Genomic DNA, 14,739 nt, shown 5'->3' with positions numbered 1-14,739 from the left:
TCCCATACGCCTTGTGATCAGACCTGTCCGGCGGAGCAGAGTAGCCGGACCTGGGCCGGGTGGCCACCCCGTGCGCAAGGATGGGGGCCATGAACGTCATCATCTCCGCATCCGAACTGGCGAGCGAGCTGGCGGGGCCGAACCCGCCGACCCTCCTGGACGTCCGCTGGCAGCTGAGCACAGCCAAGGCGGGTGGTGCCGCCCCGTTCGACGGCCGGGCCGCGTATGCGTCCGGGCACGTTCCCGGCGCCGTCTTCGTGGATCTGGACGCCGATCTGGCCGGCCCCGCGGGCCCTGCCGGACGGCATCCGCTGCCGGATCTCGCGCACTTCGGCGAGGCCATGCGGGCCGCCGGTGTCTCGGCGCGGCGGCCGGTGGTCGTGTACGACGGTGGGCAGGGCTGGGCCGCCGCGCGCGCGTGGTGGATGTTGCGCTGGACGGGTCACCCGGCGGTGCGAGTGCTTGACGGCGGCCTCGCGGCGTGGAGCGGACCGGTGACCACGGAGACCGAGGAGTTGGTCGCCGGGGACTTCGAGCCCGCGCCCGGCGCCCTGCCGCTTCTCGACGCCGACGGCGCCGCGGCGCTCGCCCGTACCGGTCTGCTGCTCGACGCGCGGGCCGCCGAGCGCTACCGCGGTGACGTGGAGCCGATCGACCCGGTCGGCGGCCACATCCCGGGCGCGGTGTCGGCCCCGACCACGGAGAACGTGGCCGAGAACGGCCGGTTCCGGCCCGCTGCCGAACTGGCCGACCGCTTCAAGTCGCTCGGCGTGAACGACGCGGCCGAGGTCGGCGTGTACTGCGGCTCGGGGGTCTCCGCCGCGCACGAGGTGCTCGCGCTGGCGGTCGCCGGAATCCCGGCCGCGCTCTACGTGGGGTCCTGGTCGGAGTGGTCGGCGGCCGGCAGCCGTCCCGTCGCCGCGGGTCCCGACCCCCAGTGATGAGGACGGGGTCCGCGCCGACTCGGCGCGGACCCCGTCCTCGTACTGTCGATGACTCGACCGGTCGCTCCGGCTCGGCCGGCTATTCCTGCTTCTTGCGTCGTGTCCCGAACACGATCTCGTCCCAGCTCGGCACGGCCGCTCTGCGGCCCGGACGGACGCCGTCCGCCTCGGCCTGGCGGTCGGTCGCGCCGACCAGTCGGTCGCGGTGGCTGCCGACCGAGCGGGGCATGAGCACGTCCGCGTACGCGGAACCGGCCGAAGCCGATGCCGCCGGGGGCTCCTCCGCCTCCGGCTCGGGGGCGGGCTCGTCCTGTCCTGCGGGAATTTCCGCGGGCCGCTCGGGCACCACCATGTCCCCGCGGAAGCTGGGAACCGCCTCCAGGAGGCTGGTGAGCGAGTCGCGCTCAGCCGTGCTCTCCTCCGCGGGCTCGGGTGCCTGCGACGGCAGGGCGGGACGTTCCGTCTGGCGGTCCAGGGCGCGGTCCAGCGGGCGGTCGCGCGGCAGGCGTGCGATCCGCGGCACGAACGGGAAGCTGGGCTCGGGCGCCGCGAGGTCGTCGGACTCGCCGATCAGCGAGCGCGCCTCGTCGTCGACGGCCTGGACGAGCCGCCGCGGCGGGTCGTACGTCCAGCTCGCCGAGTGCGGCTCACCCGCGACCAGGTAGACCAGCAGCACTTCCCAGGTGCCGTCGTCGCGGCGCCAGGAGTCCCACTGGACGGTGTCCTTGTCGGCGCCGCGCAGCAGCAGTCGCTCCTGGACGGCCTCACCGAGCTGGGGACCGGCGTTCTCGCCGGGCCGGCGGACGGGGGTCTTGCGGGCCCGCTCGGCCATGAAGGCGCGCTCGGCCAGCACGGGCCCCTCGAAGCGGCGTACGCGATCGACCGGGATGCCGGCGAGCTGGGCCACCTCTTCGGCGGACGCGCCGGCACGTATCCGCGCCTGGATGTCTCGGGGGCGGAGATGGCTCTCCACCTCGATCTCGATCTGGCCGAGGCGGGGACGGTCGCCGCGCACGGCGGCGCGGAGCCGTTCGTCAATCGGAAGCGTGTACTCCGTGCTGTCCGCAGCCTTCAGCACCAGCCGTGTGCCGTCATTGGAGACGGCCACGACACGCAGTTCGGGCATGGGGACCTCCCGGGTGGTGCCTGCCGACGTCACGTGCGTCGCTGCTTCCGCTAGTCGAGTGTGGCCTGCCCGGGTGCAGCCTGCCACAACCTTGCCGAGTTGCCCGGCGTGTCGGGCACGGGCCCTGGATCGCCGTTATGGCACGGTTACCTGTTCGCAACGCTAAGTGACGAACTCCATCACCCTGTGCAACTAGCCCCCTCCCGGCGGTCCTGGAAGGCCCCGGACACCCTGGCGGGAGACCGGACCCAGGGCTCGCAACAGTACTCCATTCGGGCCACTTACGTGGATCGGCACGCCGCTCAACTTCTGGTGGAGGGTGGGAGTTGACTGCCCGGTGTGCCGTTTTCGTGCCCCTCAAACGTGGCGTAGTTCACGTATCCGGCAGAAGCGGAACCAATGGTTTCGCCCATACGTCCCCCTCTAGTGCAGTGGGTCGATCAAGTACGGGAAAGGCAGGCAAGCTCCGGGTATGCGTGAGAAGCCGGAAGTCGGTGCGAGGCCGGATAGCGAGGAGGAGCCCGGGAGGAAGAGGCTGGACCTGAGCGTCCCTCAGGTCGCGGGCAGTGCCGTGGCCGCGGTGGTGGCCGCCAAACTCGCCTCCTGCTTCGGCGTCTACGGGACCATCCTGGGCGCCGGCCTGATCAGCGTCGTCGCCACCTGCGGCGGCACGGTCTTCCAGCACTTCTTCAGTCGCACCGGTGAGCAGCTGCGCGAGGTCACCGTGCAGCCCAAGCCGCGCGTGTCGGCCGGCCGCCGGCCCGGTGAGCCGGTCCGGCCGGTGGCGGCCGCGGCTTCGGGTGAGTTCACGGACGGCACGGTCTACCGGGCGCGGGTCAAGAGCTGGAAGCGACCGGTGGTCGCCGCCACCCTCGTGTTCGGCGTCACGATGGCCGGGATCACCACCTACGAGTTGGTCTCCGGCGACAGCTTCAGCGGCGGGGTCAGCACCACGGTCGGGGGCGCGCTGGCCGGCCGCACCAAGACGCCGCCGACGACGGACAATTCGCCGTCCCCCTCACGGACGCCGTCCAGCGTCCGCCCTGCGCCGTCGGACGACGCCTCCTCGGAGAGCGGCGAGGGCGGTACGACACAGGACCCGACGCCGACGCCCAGTGCCACGAAGAGCCCGGACGCCGGCTCCGACGGCAGCCTGCCCAGTGCGACCCCGACGCCCAGCGTCTCGGCTACGACCCCAGCACCCGACGCAAGTAGTCGTTCCCGAAGCGCCGTTCCGGGTCAAGCCGGTCCCGCAGCGCCGTGAACTCGCCGAAGCGCGGGTAGACCCCGCTGAAGTACTCCGCGTCGCGCGTGTGCACCTTGCCCCAGTGCGGCCGCCCCTCGTGCGCGGTGAAGATCCGCTCTGCGGCGGTGAAGTACGCCTGGTACGGCGTGCCCCGGAACATGTGGACGGCGATGTACGCGCTGTCCCGGCCGGACGCGGTGGAGAGCGTGATGTCGTCGGCCGGGGCCGTGCGCACCTCGACGGGGAAACTCACCCGCAAGGGGGAGCGGTCGACCATCGACTTCAGTTCGCGCAGCGTCTCCACGAGGGCCTCGCGGGGAACCGCGTACTCCATCTCCACGAAGCGCACCCGGCGCGGAGAGGTGAACACCTTGTAGGGGATGTCGGTGTACGTGCGGGCGGACAGGGCCCGGCTGGAGACCCTGGCGAGGGTGGGTATGGTCGCGGGCACGGCTCGGCCGAGCAGATTGGCCACCTGGAAGACGCCGTTGGAGAGGAACTCGTCCTCGATCCAGCCGCTGAGCTGTCCGACCGGCCTCTCCGGTCCCGCGCTGCGGTTGTTGCGCTTGGTGTTGCAGTTGCCGGTGTGCGGGAACCAGTAGAACTCGAAGTGCTCGTTCTCGGCGAAGAGTTCGTCGAAGTCGGCGGTGACCTTGTCGAAACTCATCGGCTCCTCGCGGGCCGTGAGCAGAAAAACGGGCTCTACGGAGAACGTGATCGCGGTGACCACTCCCAGGGCGCCGATCCCGATGCGGGCCGCCGCGAAGACCTCCGGATTCTCCTTCTCGGAGCAGGTCAGCACCGAGCCGTCGGCAGTGACCAGCTCAAGGCCCTTGATCTGGGCGGCGATCGAGGCCGAGTCACGGCCCGTGCCATGAGTTCCGGTGCTGGTCGCGCCGGAGACCGTCTGCTCCATGATGTCGCCCATGTTCGTGAGCGAGAGACCCTCGCGCGCGAGAGCCACGTTGAGTCTCTTGAGCGGGGTGCCGGCCTCCACGGTGACCGTGCCGGCCTCGCGGTCGATGCCGCGGATCCCCGTCAGCAGTTGAGGGCGGATCAATACACCGTCGGTCGCGGCGGCGGCCGTGAAGGAGTGTCCGGTTCCGACGGCCTTCACCCGCAGGCCCTCGTCGGCCGCCTTCCGTACGGCGGCGGAGAGTTCCTCGACGGAAGCGGGAGTGACCTCCCGTACCGGCCGGGCGGTGACGTTCCCCGCCCAGTTACGCCACGTGCCGCTCTTCCCGCTCACTGTGGTGCTCATGGGACCCTCCCCGCTGCGGAGCCGGCCTGCTCAGCCGGCGATACCCGAGGAAACCGACCGCGACCGCGACGGCCCCGGACACCGCCGGAACCCCGTACCCGGCACGCGCACCGGCGGCGTCGATCACCCAGCCGGAAACGGAGGAGCCGAGCGCGATGCCGACCGCGAGCCCGGTGCTCACCCAGGTCATTCCCTCGGTCAGTTTCGCGCGTGGTACGTGCTGTTCGATGAGGGACATCGTCGTGATCATCGTGGGTGCGATGGACAGGCCCGCAACGAACAGCGCCACGGCCAGGAACGGCAAGTTTCCGACCAGTAGGAGGGGGATCATACTCACGGCCATCGCGCATATGCCCAGCAGCCACCGGCGTTCGGCCGCCCCCGTGAAGCGCAGCAGCCCGAAGACGACTCCCGCGACGCAGGAACCCGCCGCGTACAGCGCCAGTACGACGCTCGCGGCCGCCTTGTGGCCCTGCTCCTCGGCGAAGGCCACGGTGACCACGTCGACGGCCCCGAAGATCGCTCCGGTCGCCACGAACGTGGCCACCAGGACCTGTAGTCCGGCCGCGCGCAGTGCCGAGCCGCCGCTGTGCTGCTCGTGCGGATGCGGCTCGGGTTCGGTGGCCCGCTGAGCGGTCAGCCAGAAGACACCGAGGGCCAGGAAGACGGCCGCGAGCAGGGGACCCGCCTCGGGGAACCAGACCGTGGAGACGCCGATCGAGATGATCGGGCCGAAGATGAAGCACACCTCGTCCACGACGGACTCGAACGCGTACGCCGTGTGCAGCTGCGGGGTGTCCCGGTACAGGTTCGCCCAGCGGGCCCGGGTCATCGCGCCGAGGCTCGGTACGCAGCCGATGCCGGCGGAGCAGACGAACAGCACCCAGTCCGGCCAGTCGTAGTGCGCGGCCAGCAGCAGCGCGGCGGCCGCGGTCAGCGCGAAGAGCGTCGCCGGGCGCAGCACACGCCGCTGCCCGTGCCGGTCCACCAGCCGGGAGATCTGCGGACCGAGCGCCGCGGCGGACAGCGCGATGGTGGCCGACAGCGCGCCGGCGAGCCCGTACCGCCCCGTGAGCTGGGAGATCATCGTCACCACGCCGATGCCCATCATGGACAGCGGCATCCGGCCGAGGAAGCCCGCGGCGGAGAAGCCCTTGGAGCCTGGGGCGGCGAACAGGGCGCGGTAGGGGCTTGGCACGAGGGGTCTCCGGTGAGTCCGGTAAGGCGCGAAGCTGGTCGATACAGCTTACGAGTTAGGTAACCCTAATGCACCCAGGAACCCGCACGTCCCGGCGGAGGCCACGGCCCGTCGGGCGGGTGACGAGATCGTTGTCGGCGGCGGGTGGCAGGATCGTAGACATGCCCGAAGCACTCGATGCCAGCCCTTACGACGCCCTGCTGCTCCTCTCGTTCGGAGGTCCGGAGGGCCCGGACGACGTGGTCCCGTTCCTGGAGAACGTGACGCGGGGACGCGGCATCCCCAGGGAACGGCTCAAGGAGGTGGGGCAGCACTACTTCCTGTTCGGCGGAATCAGCCCCATCAACGACCAGAACCGCGCTCTCCTCGACGCCCTCCGCAAGGATTTCGCCGAGCACGGTCTGAACCTGCCCGTGTACTGGGGCAACCGCAACTGGGCGCCCTACCTGACCGACACCCTGCGCGAGATGGCAGCCGACGGCCGCCGTCGCATCCTGGTCCTGGCCACCAGCGCGTACGCCTCGTACTCGGGCTGCCGGCAGTACCGCGAGAACCTCGCGGGCGCCCTGGCCACCCTGGAGGCCGAGGGTCTGGAGGTGCCGAGGGTCGACAAGCTGCGGCACTACTTCAACCACCCCGGCTTCGTGGAACCGATGACCGAGGGCGTGCTGAGGTCCCTCGCCGAGCTGCCCGAGGACGTGCGCCCGGGCGCGCACATCGCCTTCACCACGCACTCCATCCCCACCGCCGCCGCGGACACCTCCGGACCCGTCGAGGAGCACGGGGACGGCGGGGCGTATGTGAAGCAGCACCTGGACGTCGCGCGGCTGATCGCGGACGCCGTGCGGGAGGAGACCGGGATCGACCATCCCTGGCAGCTGGTCTACCAGTCCCGCTCCGGGGCCCCGCACATCCCCTGGCTGGAGCCGGACATCTGCGACCACCTCCAGGAGCTGCACGGCGCCGGGGTGCCGGCCGTGGTGATGGCGCCGATCGGATTCGTCTCCGACCACATGGAGGTCCTGTACGACCTCGACACGGAGGCGAAGGCGAAGGCCGAGGAGCTGGGGCTGCCGGTGCGCCGTTCGGCCACCGTGGGCGCCGACGCGCGGTTCGCCGCCGCGGTCCGCGAGCTGGTCGTGGAGCGTGCCGCCGTCGAGAGCGGACAGAAGGTGACCCCGTGCGCCCTAGGCGCGCTGGGCCCGAGCCACCAGCTGTGTCCGGTGGGCTGCTGCCCCGCCCGCGCCCCCAAGCCCGCCGCCGCGGGCGCCGACAGCCCGTACGCGTGAGGAGCACCGTGACCGACCAGTCCGAGCACCTGGACCACCTCAAGGCCGAACTCCTGGAGATCGCGCTCGACGCCGCGGCCCGCGCGGGAGCCTTCCTGCGCGACGGCCGCCCCGACGACCTCGGGGTGGCCGCGACCAAGTCCAGCGCCGTCGACGTCGTCACCGAGATGGACATCGCCTCCGAGAAGCTGATCACCGGCCTGCTGGCCGACCGCAGGCCCGACGACGGCGTGCTCGGCGAGGAGGGCGCCGACGTCGAGGGGACGAGCGGTGTCCAGTGGGTCATCGACCCCATCGACGGAACCGTCAACTATCTGTACGGCCTGCCCAGCTGGGCCGTCTCCATCGCCGCGCGCAAGGACGGCGAGACGCTCGTCGGCGTGGTGCACGCGCCGATGCGCGGCGAGACCTACAGCGCCGTCCTGGGGCAGGGCGCTTTCGTCAACGACCTCCCCGCGCGCGTGCGGCCCGCGCCCGCCTTCGGACTGGCCCTCGTCGGTACGGGCTTCGGCTATCTCGCCGAGCGCCGGGCCCGGCAGGCCGAGGTCGTCCGGCAGCTCGTCCCCGAGGTCCGGGACATCCGCCGCGGCGGCTCGGCCGCGATCGACCTGTGCGACGTGGCGGCCGGCCGCCTGGACGCGTACTACGAGCGCGGACTGAACCCCTGGGACTACGCGGCGGGCGACCTCATCGCGCGGGAAGCGGGCGCGCTGACCGGTGGACGCCCCGGAGAGCCCCTCTCGACCGACCTGACGATCGCCGCCCCGCCCGGCCTCTTCGAGGCGCTCCAGACCCGCCTGGAGGACCTCGGGGCCTGGCACGACTGAGTGCCGCCGTCCGCGGCACGAAGCGGGGCCCCGGCCTGGATCTGCCGGGGCCCCGCTCCTGCACAAGCTGATCAGACGCGTGTCGCGCCGACCTCCACACCGTGCTCGGCGGCGAGGCGGCGCAGGTCGTCGAGCTCTGCCTGCTCGACCTCCGCGAGGAAGTCGTCGCCTGTCTCGCGAGCCCGCGTCAGGTCGGACTCGGTAGCCCTTATGCGCTGCAGAATTCCTGTGGTGAATGCGTCCATGCTGCGCCCCCTCGTCCTGGGTCGTGGGTCGGTGGCACGGGGGTGTGCCGTTCGGAAGGGGCGATCACGTCTCCAGTAGGTGCCCAGCGCAGCCCGTGCTGGGCGGCGACGGTGCCGGACACCCACGCCCGCTCCGCGGAAAGCGGCCAGTGGCCCACCACATGGTGGCGTGCCACATGCAGAGCGTGATCGCGGGATGTAAAGCCGTCCTCCCCCCACTCTCTTCCGCGGAAACCTCAAACCCGAAGAGAAAATCTCGCATTCCCGGCCCCGCGGACCGTCGTCCCTGCTCCGCCAACCCGCCTTACAGCCGGTTTATGGCCGAAACGGGCAGGATGGAGGCCTCACCCTCCCCCCTCTCGGCTGCGCTCGAGCGGGGGGACCCCCATCAGACCCCGCCCGCGTGCGCCCAGGAGGCGCTACGCGGGTGGACAGAGGAAGGACAGCGACGTGCGCGTACTCGTCGTCGAGGACGAGCAGCTGCTCGCCGATGCGGTGGCCACCGGACTGCGCCGGGAGGCCATGGCCGTCGACGTCGTGTACGACGGTGCGGCCGCCCTGGAGCGCATCGGCGTCAACGACTACGACGTGGTCGTCCTCGACCGCGACCTCCCGCTCGTGCACGGCGACGACGTCTGCCGCAAGATCGTCGAGCTCGGCATGCCCACGCGCGTGCTGATGCTCACCGCGTCCGGCGACGTCAGCGACCGCGTCGAGGGTCTGGAGATCGGCGCCGACGACTATCTGCCCAAGCCGTTCGCGTTCAGCGAGCTGACGGCACGCGTGCGTGCTCTCGGCCGGCGGACGAGTGTGCCGCTGCCGCCCGTCCTGGAGCGCGCCGGCATCAAGCTCGACCCCAACCGCCGCGAGGTCTTCCGCGACGGCAAGGAGGTGCAGCTCGCGCCGAAGGAGTTCGCCGTTCTGGAGGTGCTGCTGCGCAGCGAGGGCGCCGTGGTCTCCGCCGAGCAGCTCCTGGAGAAGGCCTGGGACGAGAACACGGACCCCTTCACCAACGTCGTACGGGTGACGGTCATGACGCTGCGCCGCAAGCTCGGCGAGCCGCCTGTCATCGTCACCGTGCCCGGCTCCGGCTACCGGATCTGAGCGGCCGTGGCGACGACACCCGCACCGCCCGCCGCACCCCCGAAGCCGACCTGGGACCCCAGGCGGCAGGAGGCGCCGTTCCCCTGGCTGCGGCCCACCATCCGCATACGGCTCACCCTGCTGTACGGCGGCATGTTCCTGATCGCCGGCATCCTGCTGCTGTCGATCATCTATCTGCTGGCCGCGCAGGCGCTGCGGACGGGCAGCGAACCGCTGTTCAAGATCCTCGACGGCAACGGCATCAAGGTCGCCAGCGACGACTGCCCGGGCGTCAGCACGAACAACATTCCGCTGACGGCGTTCAACGACGCGATCAGCGCGTGCACCGACCACCAGCGCCAGGTCGCCCTGGACAACCTGCTGAGCCGCTCACTGCTCGCGCTGCTCGGCCTCGCCGTGATCGCCTTCGCCTTCGGATACGCGATGGCGGGCCGCGTCCTGTCGCCGCTCGGGCGGATCACCCGCACCGCCCGCGCGGTGGCCGGCTCGGACCTGTCCCGGCGGATCGAGCTGGACGGTCCCGACGACGAGCTGAAGGAGCTGGCGGACACCTTCGACGACATGCTGGAGCGGCTCCAGCGGGCCTTCACGGCCCAGCAGCGGTTCGTCGGCAACGCCTCGCACGAGCTGCGTACCCCGCTCGCGATCAACCGCACGCTCCTCGAAGTGCACCTGTCCGACCCGGGCGCCCCGATGGAGCTCCAGCAGCTCGGCAAGACCCTGCTCGCCACCAACGAGCGCAGCGAGCAGCTCGTCGAGGGGCTGCTGCTGCTCGCCCGCAGTGACAACCAGATCGTGGAGCGCAAGCCGGTCGACCTCGCCGAGGTCGCCTCGCAGGCCATCGACCAGGCGCGGTCCGAGGCGGACGCCAAGGGCGTGGAGTTCCGCGGCGAGCGGGCCTCCGCGGTCGTCCAGGGCAATGGCGTCCTGCTGGAGCGGATCGCCCTGAACCTGGTGCAGAACGCCGTGCGGTACAACGTGCCCGAGGACGGCTGGGTCGAGGTGACCACCGAGGTCCAGCACGGGCACGCGGTGCTGGTGGTCTCGAACACGGGTCCCGTGGTTCCCGCGTACGAGATCGACAACCTCTTCGAGCCCTTCAGGCGGCTGCGTACGGAGCGCACGGGCAGCGACAAGGGGGTGGGGCTCGGTCTGTCCATCGCCCGGTCCGTGGCCCGCGCCCACGGGGGCCACATCGCCGCCCAGCCCCGTGAAGGAGGCGGGCTCGTGATGCGCGTCACCCTGCCGATCTGAGAGCATGGCGCCGACACGCGGCCGATGTTCGCTTTGCGCGGAATTTTCGGGCCGTCGATTCAGGCGGCTCGTGTGTGATCGATCACAAGAGCGACTTTCCGGCCATCTACTCTCCGTGATCATGCGGACGGCCGGAAAGCCGGGAAAATCCGGGTTTTCGGGGGTCCAGATCACGGGAAGTACACGGTGAGACGCCTTTGTAGAGCGGCATGAAGACCGTGTACGGTCCCCATCGCCATCCAAGCCGATCACTCTTGAGGGGTCCGCTTGGGTGTCGATTGAGTAACAGACCTTGATGTGAGGCAAAATCTCCGCCTCGAGGCGGGCACAAGTCCGGCCTCTCACGCGTTACGTGCGCTGAAGACACACGCAGACACCCAGAGGGGGAGAGCGACAATGGCAACGGATTACGACACCCCACGCAAGACCGACGACGACGTCGATTCCGACAGTCTTGAGGAGCTCAAGGCCAGGCGGAACGACAAGTCGACTTCGGCGGTCGACGTAGACGAGTTCGAGGCCGCCGAAGGCCTGGAGCTTCCCGGAGCGGACCTCTCGAACGAGGAGTTGGCCGTCCGGGTGCTGCCCAAGCAGCAGGACGAGTTCACCTGCATGAGCTGCTTCCTGGTGCACCACCGCAGCCAGCTGGCCCGCGAGAAGAACGGTCAGCCGATCTGCCGCGACTGCGACTGAGGGCGGGTCGGCCGTGACTGGCTCGACCCCTCCCTGGAAGCGCCGCTTCCCCCGCCGGGGAGCGGACGAAGAGCCGCACGACGGCTCTCACGGCGCGCGTGACGACGAGCGGGGCTCTTCCGAGCCTGGATCAGCCTCGCTCGAACCGTCGGCCGCCACTGTGGACGCCGCGGCCCCTTCGGGGCTTCCGGCGCCCGTGGATCCGGATCCTCCTCCGCCCGTCGCCAGACGCCGGGCGGCCGTCGTACGTGACGGGGTCCGGGAAGGTGTCCGCAAGGGCGGCAGCCGGGCCAGGGCGGGCCTGGCGTACGTCGTGGACCGGATCATCGAGAACGCCCCGCGTATCCCCGTACGCGACCTCGCGACCCTGCGCAGGCAGTTCCCGGGCCTGGGACCCGAGGAGCTCGCGGACAAACTTGTGACGGGCGCGGCCAACGCCACGTCCACGGTGGGCGCGGGGATCGGAGCCGCCGCCATGCTGCCGGTGCCGCCGGCGATGCCGACCGAGCTGGCCGCCGAGATCACCGGCGTCGCCGCGATCGAGCTGAAGCTGATCGCCGAGCTGCACGAGGTGTACGGGCTGCGGCCGCCGGGCACGCTGACGCAGCGCAGCACCGCGTATCTGCACTCCTGGTCGGGGGAGCGCGGGATCGACGTGACGAAGCCGTCGACGATCAATGTGGCCCTCGGGGGCCAGATGAGGCGCGAACTGCGCCAGCAGGTCATGAAGCGGACGGTGCGGGATCTGCCGAACCTGATGCCGTTCATGGTGGGCGCCGCGGTCGGGGCGGTCATGAACCGCCGGGACACCAAGCGGCTTGCGGGGCGTATCCGCAAGGACCTGCGGAAGATGCAGGTGCCATGGGACGCGCTGCCGGAGCTGCCACCGCTGGAGAAGCCGGCCGATCCGCTGCGGCTGGGGGAGATCCCCAAGGAGCTGGGGCCCTGACGGGCGGCACCCGCGACCGGCCCGGTCCGGCAGGCACCGCCGCCGGATTGCGGACGCCCGTGAACGGGCGCGCGACGATGTGCGCCGCCGCGCAGAGGCCGGCGGTGTCTCCGGTGGGACCGCGGGCTACGCCTCCGTGCGGGCTGCCTTCAGCGCCGCCGCCAGGCGTTCCGGTTCGCGCGTCGACAGATACAGGTACGGGGTCGGGTCCTGGGGATCCGTGACCTCTACCCGCAGGGCCGTGGGGATGTAGGAGCGCAGCAGCATGAAGGCGCGCGGGTTCGCCTTGTACGTGCGCCAGGCGCGCGCCTCCTCCTGGTCCATGATCTCCGCCTCACCCAGGGCCGCCACGGGGATCTTCGCCTCGCCCGCGATGAGGGAGTCGCCGACCACGCGGATGCGGATCGACCCGTACGAGCTGGCCACGACCGCCGCGACCGCCGTGCCGCCCACCAGGCCGCCCAGCAGCGGGAGTGTGCCGAAGGGGAGCAGGATCAGGGCCATCGAGACGCCGACCAGGAAGCACATGAGCCACCAGGTGCGGGGGGCGGTGAGGCGTTCTTCGTACGGCGGCGCGGAAAGCTGCATGGATCCAAGCTTGGCACGGTGTCCGCCCGGTGCCGACGCGCGGGTAAGGTCTGCGCCTGTGAGTGGTACTTCCGCAGCTCTGAAGCCCCCCGCCGACGCCACGACGCCGGTGCGGCACCCCGATGCGCCCGCCCCCGGCGAACTCCTCGGCGCGCACTACGGACACTGCTTCGGGTGCGGGGAGGAGCAGTCCCACGGGCTGCACCTGGCGGCACGGGCGGGTCAGGGCGTTTCGATCACCGCCGAGTTCACCGTGCAGCCCGCCCATCAGGGTGCGCCCGGTCTGGCCCACGGCGGGGTGCTCGCGACCGCTCTCGACGAGACCCTCGGCTCGCTGAACTGGCTGCTGCGCACCATCGCCGTGACCGGCCGGCTCGAGACCGACTTCGTACGGCCCGTGCCCGTCGGCACCGTGCTGTACCTGGAGGCGGAGGTGACGGCGGTGGCCGGGCGCAAGATCTACTCGACCGCCACCGGACGGATCGGCGGCCCCGAGGGGCCCGTGGCCGTCCGCGCCGACGCCCTTTTCGTCGAGGTCAAGGTCGACCACTTCACCGACAACGGCCGCCAGGAGGAGATCCGGGCGGCCATGAACGACCCGGACCAGCTCCGGCGTGCCCGTGCCTTCGAGGTGAACCCATGACCCGTGCCCCCCTGAACGTGCTGCTCCGACGAGTCGACCCCGACGTACCGCTTCCGGCGTACGAGCACCCGGGCGACGCGGGAGCGGATCTGCGGACCACCGAGAGCTGCGAACTGAAGCCCGGCGAACGGGCCGTGCTGCCCACCGGGGTGTCTGTCGCGCTGCCCGAGGGGTACGCGGCCTTCGTGCACCCGCGATCCGGCCTCGCCGCCCGCTGCGGTGTCGCCCTCGTGAATGCCCCGGGGACGGTTGATGCCGGGTACCGTGGGGAGATCAAGGTGATCGTGGTGAATCTCGACCCGCGCGAGTCCGTGCGGTTCGAGCGCTTCGACCGGATTGCCCAACTGGTCGTCCAGCAGGTCGAGAGGGTCCGCTTCCAGGAGGTGGCGGAGCTTCCCGATTCGGCGCGGGCCGAGGGGGGCTTCGGGTCCACCGGCGGTCATGCCGCCGTGGGCGCCGATACGAACGGGCAACAGGGTGGGAATCGATACGCTTCGGTCGTATCCGACCGGAAAGGACAGTGACGTGTTCGGACGTCGCAAGAAGGGCAGTGCCGCCGAGGACGCGGCGGGCGAGGCCGAGCAGGTCGTCGACGGCGTCGACGCTGAGGCGGACGACGAGGGCGAGCGCGAGCGGCCGCGGCTCGAGCCCGAGCCGCGGCCCGACGGGCCCTGGGACAGCTCCGAGGTCCGTGACCCGGCCGAGGGCCGGGTGGACCTGGGCGGTCTGTTCGTGCCCGGGGTCGAGGGCATGGAGCTGCGGGTCGAGGTCGCGGGCGACGCGATCGTCGCGGCGACCGTCGTGCTGCGGGACAGCGCGGTCCAGCTCCAGGCTTTCGCCGCCCCCAAGCGCGAGGGCATCTGGGGCGAGGTCCGCGAGGAGATCGCCAGCGGCATCACCCAGCAGGGCGGTGTCATCGACGAGGTCGAGGGCCCGCTGGGCTGGGAGCTGCGCGCGCAGGTGCCGGTACAGCTGCCGGACGGTACGGGCGGCTTCCAGGTCGTCCGGTTCGTGGGTGTGGACGGCCCCCGCTGGTTCCTGCGCGGGGTCATTTCCGGTCAGGGTGCCGTGCAGCCGCAGGCCGCCGGTCTCCTGGAGCAGATCTTCCGGGACACGGTCGTGGTCCGCGGTGAGGGTCCGATGGCGCCCCGCGACCCGATCGTCCTGAAGCTGCCGAACGACGCGCAGATGGTCCCCGAGGGTGTCCAGCAGGAGGAGCAGAGCGGTTCGCGCTTCTCCGGCGGCATGGGGCAGTTGCAGCGTGGACCGGAGATCACCGAGGTCCGCTAGTTCGGAGAGCCGTTTCGGGCCGTACCCCTCAAGGGGGTGCGGCCCTTTCTCGTACCCCGGTGTTCTCATGTGCGGCCTCTTG

16 protein-coding genes are annotated in these 14,739 nt (G+C 71.1%); 11 read left to right on the top strand and 5 right to left on the bottom strand.

Annotated features, from left to right (window positions below; all coding sequences use genetic code 11):
- The first annotated feature begins 89 nt into the window (after window positions 1–89).
- Window positions 90–941 carry a sulfurtransferase gene (locus SAVERM_RS12590; protein ID WP_010983849.1) on the top strand — a complete coding sequence of 284 codons (852 nt, stop codon included), beginning with the start codon at window positions 90–92 and terminating at the stop codon, window positions 939–941.
- Window positions 942–1,023: 82 nt separating this feature from the next.
- Here SAVERM_RS12590 and sepH read toward each other — a convergent pair whose 3' ends face one another.
- Window positions 1,024–2,070 carry a septation protein SepH gene (sepH, locus tag SAVERM_RS12585; RefSeq protein ID WP_010983848.1) on the bottom strand — a complete coding sequence of 349 codons (1,047 nt, stop codon included), beginning with the start codon at window positions 2,068–2,070 and terminating at the stop codon, window positions 1,024–1,026.
- 472 nt (window positions 2,071–2,542) lie between these two features.
- Here sepH and SAVERM_RS12580 point away from each other — a divergent pair, with 472 nt between their 5' ends.
- Window positions 2,543–3,334 (top strand): hypothetical protein, encoded by a 792-nt coding sequence (locus SAVERM_RS12580; RefSeq protein WP_010983847.1) that lies wholly within the window; start codon window positions 2,543–2,545, stop codon window positions 3,332–3,334.
- Here SAVERM_RS12580 and SAVERM_RS12575 read toward each other — a convergent pair.
- Together SAVERM_RS12575 and SAVERM_RS12570 are read right to left on the bottom strand one after the other, a co-directional pair.
- A complete protein-coding gene (locus tag SAVERM_RS12575; protein WP_010983846.1) occupies window positions 3,258–4,577 on the bottom strand; it encodes a D-arabinono-1,4-lactone oxidase in 1,320 nt (439 codons plus the stop codon). The genes SAVERM_RS12580 and SAVERM_RS12575 overlap by 77 nt on opposite strands.
- Entirely contained in the window at window positions 4,537–5,775 is a 1,239-nt protein-coding gene (locus tag SAVERM_RS12570) for an MFS transporter (RefSeq protein ID WP_010983845.1), read from the bottom strand. Before SAVERM_RS12570 ends, SAVERM_RS12575 begins: the two co-directional genes overlap by 41 nt.
- Before the next feature lie 161 nt (window positions 5,776–5,936).
- Here SAVERM_RS12570 and SAVERM_RS12565 point away from each other — a divergent pair, with 161 nt between their 5' ends.
- Window positions 5,937–7,064 (top strand): ferrochelatase, encoded by a 1,128-nt coding sequence (locus tag SAVERM_RS12565; protein ID WP_010983844.1) that lies wholly within the window; start codon window positions 5,937–5,939, stop codon window positions 7,062–7,064.
- Between the two features lie 8 nt (window positions 7,065–7,072).
- On the top strand, window positions 7,073–7,891 hold the full coding sequence (locus SAVERM_RS12560) for an inositol monophosphatase family protein (RefSeq protein WP_010983843.1): 819 nt from the start codon (window positions 7,073–7,075) through the stop codon (window positions 7,889–7,891).
- A 71-nt stretch (window positions 7,892–7,962) separates the two neighbouring features.
- On the opposite strand, the gene SAVERM_RS43265 is transcribed toward SAVERM_RS12560, so the two are convergent.
- Entirely contained in the window at window positions 7,963–8,136 is a 174-nt protein-coding gene (locus tag SAVERM_RS43265; protein WP_167544193.1) for a hypothetical protein, read from the bottom strand.
- Window positions 8,137–8,586: 450 nt separating this feature from the next.
- Here SAVERM_RS43265 and SAVERM_RS12555 point away from each other — a divergent pair, with 450 nt between their 5' ends.
- From SAVERM_RS12555 to SAVERM_RS12540, 4 genes are all read left to right on the top strand, one after another.
- Window positions 8,587–9,240, top strand: coding sequence for a response regulator transcription factor (locus SAVERM_RS12555; RefSeq protein ID WP_010983842.1), 654 nt, complete (start codon window positions 8,587–8,589; stop codon window positions 9,238–9,240).
- Between the two features lie 6 nt (window positions 9,241–9,246).
- Complete coding sequence (locus SAVERM_RS12550; protein ID WP_010983841.1) at window positions 9,247–10,494, top strand: sensor histidine kinase; 1,248 nt, start codon at window positions 9,247–9,249, stop codon at window positions 10,492–10,494.
- Between the two features lie 396 nt (window positions 10,495–10,890).
- Complete coding sequence (locus tag SAVERM_RS12545) at window positions 10,891–11,187, top strand: DUF4193 domain-containing protein (protein ID WP_005481602.1); 297 nt, start codon at window positions 10,891–10,893, stop codon at window positions 11,185–11,187.
- A 13-nt stretch (window positions 11,188–11,200) separates the two neighbouring features.
- The gene (locus tag SAVERM_RS12540) at window positions 11,201–12,136 is read left to right on the top strand and encodes a hypothetical protein (RefSeq protein WP_010983840.1); all 936 of its coding nucleotides are present in this window, start codon (window positions 11,201–11,203) and stop codon (window positions 12,134–12,136) included.
- A gap of 126 nt (window positions 12,137–12,262) precedes the next feature.
- On the opposite strand, the gene SAVERM_RS12535 is transcribed toward SAVERM_RS12540, so the two are convergent.
- The gene (locus SAVERM_RS12535) at window positions 12,263–12,724 is read right to left on the bottom strand and encodes a DUF3093 domain-containing protein (RefSeq protein WP_010983839.1); all 462 of its coding nucleotides are present in this window, start codon (window positions 12,722–12,724) and stop codon (window positions 12,263–12,265) included.
- Window positions 12,725–12,782: 58 nt separating this feature from the next.
- On the opposite strand from SAVERM_RS12535, the gene SAVERM_RS12530 reads away from it, so the two are divergent.
- The 3 genes from SAVERM_RS12530 to SAVERM_RS12520 are packed head-to-tail and all read left to right on the top strand — an operon-like array spanning window position 12,783 to window position 14,657.
- Window positions 12,783–13,367, top strand: coding sequence for a PaaI family thioesterase (locus tag SAVERM_RS12530; protein ID WP_010983838.1), 585 nt, complete (start codon window positions 12,783–12,785; stop codon window positions 13,365–13,367).
- Window positions 13,364–13,891 carry a dUTP diphosphatase gene (gene dut, locus SAVERM_RS12525; protein WP_010983837.1) on the top strand — a complete coding sequence of 176 codons (528 nt, stop codon included), beginning with the start codon at window positions 13,364–13,366 and terminating at the stop codon, window positions 13,889–13,891. The genes SAVERM_RS12530 and dut overlap by 4 nt, the downstream gene beginning before the upstream one ends.
- 1 nt (window position 13,892) lies before the next feature.
- A complete protein-coding gene (locus SAVERM_RS12520) occupies window positions 13,893–14,657 on the top strand; it encodes a DUF3710 domain-containing protein (RefSeq protein ID WP_010983836.1) in 765 nt (254 codons plus the stop codon).
- The last annotated feature ends 82 nt before the right edge of the window (window positions 14,658–14,739 follow it).

This window comes from Streptomyces avermitilis MA-4680 = NBRC 14893 (genome assembly GCF_000009765.2).
GTDB lineage: Bacteria > Actinomycetota > Actinomycetes > Streptomycetales > Streptomycetaceae > Streptomyces > Streptomyces avermitilis.
This window is presented reverse-complemented; position numbering and strand designations above follow the sequence as displayed.

Coding starts and splice junctions, on each gene's coding strand:
- SAVERM_RS12580 (WP_010983847.1), top strand. CDS start 2,543: ATGCGTGAGAAGCCGGAAGTCGGTGCGAGGCCGGATAGCGAGGAGGAG.
- sepH (WP_010983848.1), bottom strand. CDS start 2,070: ATGCCCGAACTGCGTGTCGTGGCCGTCTCCAATGACGGCACACGGCTG.
- SAVERM_RS43265 (WP_167544193.1), bottom strand. CDS start 8,136: ATGGACGCATTCACCACAGGAATTCTGCAGCGCATAAGGGCTACCGAG.
- SAVERM_RS12590 (WP_010983849.1), top strand. CDS start 90: ATGAACGTCATCATCTCCGCATCCGAACTGGCGAGCGAGCTGGCGGGG.
- dut (WP_010983837.1), top strand. CDS start 13,364: ATGACCCGTGCCCCCCTGAACGTGCTGCTCCGACGAGTCGACCCCGAC.
- SAVERM_RS12545 (WP_005481602.1), top strand. CDS start 10,891: ATGGCAACGGATTACGACACCCCACGCAAGACCGACGACGACGTCGAT.
- SAVERM_RS12535 (WP_010983839.1), bottom strand. CDS start 12,724: ATGCAGCTTTCCGCGCCGCCGTACGAAGAACGCCTCACCGCCCCCCGC.
- SAVERM_RS12575 (WP_010983846.1), bottom strand. CDS start 4,577: ATGAGCACCACAGTGAGCGGGAAGAGCGGCACGTGGCGTAACTGGGCG.
- SAVERM_RS12565 (WP_010983844.1), top strand. CDS start 5,937: ATGCCCGAAGCACTCGATGCCAGCCCTTACGACGCCCTGCTGCTCCTC.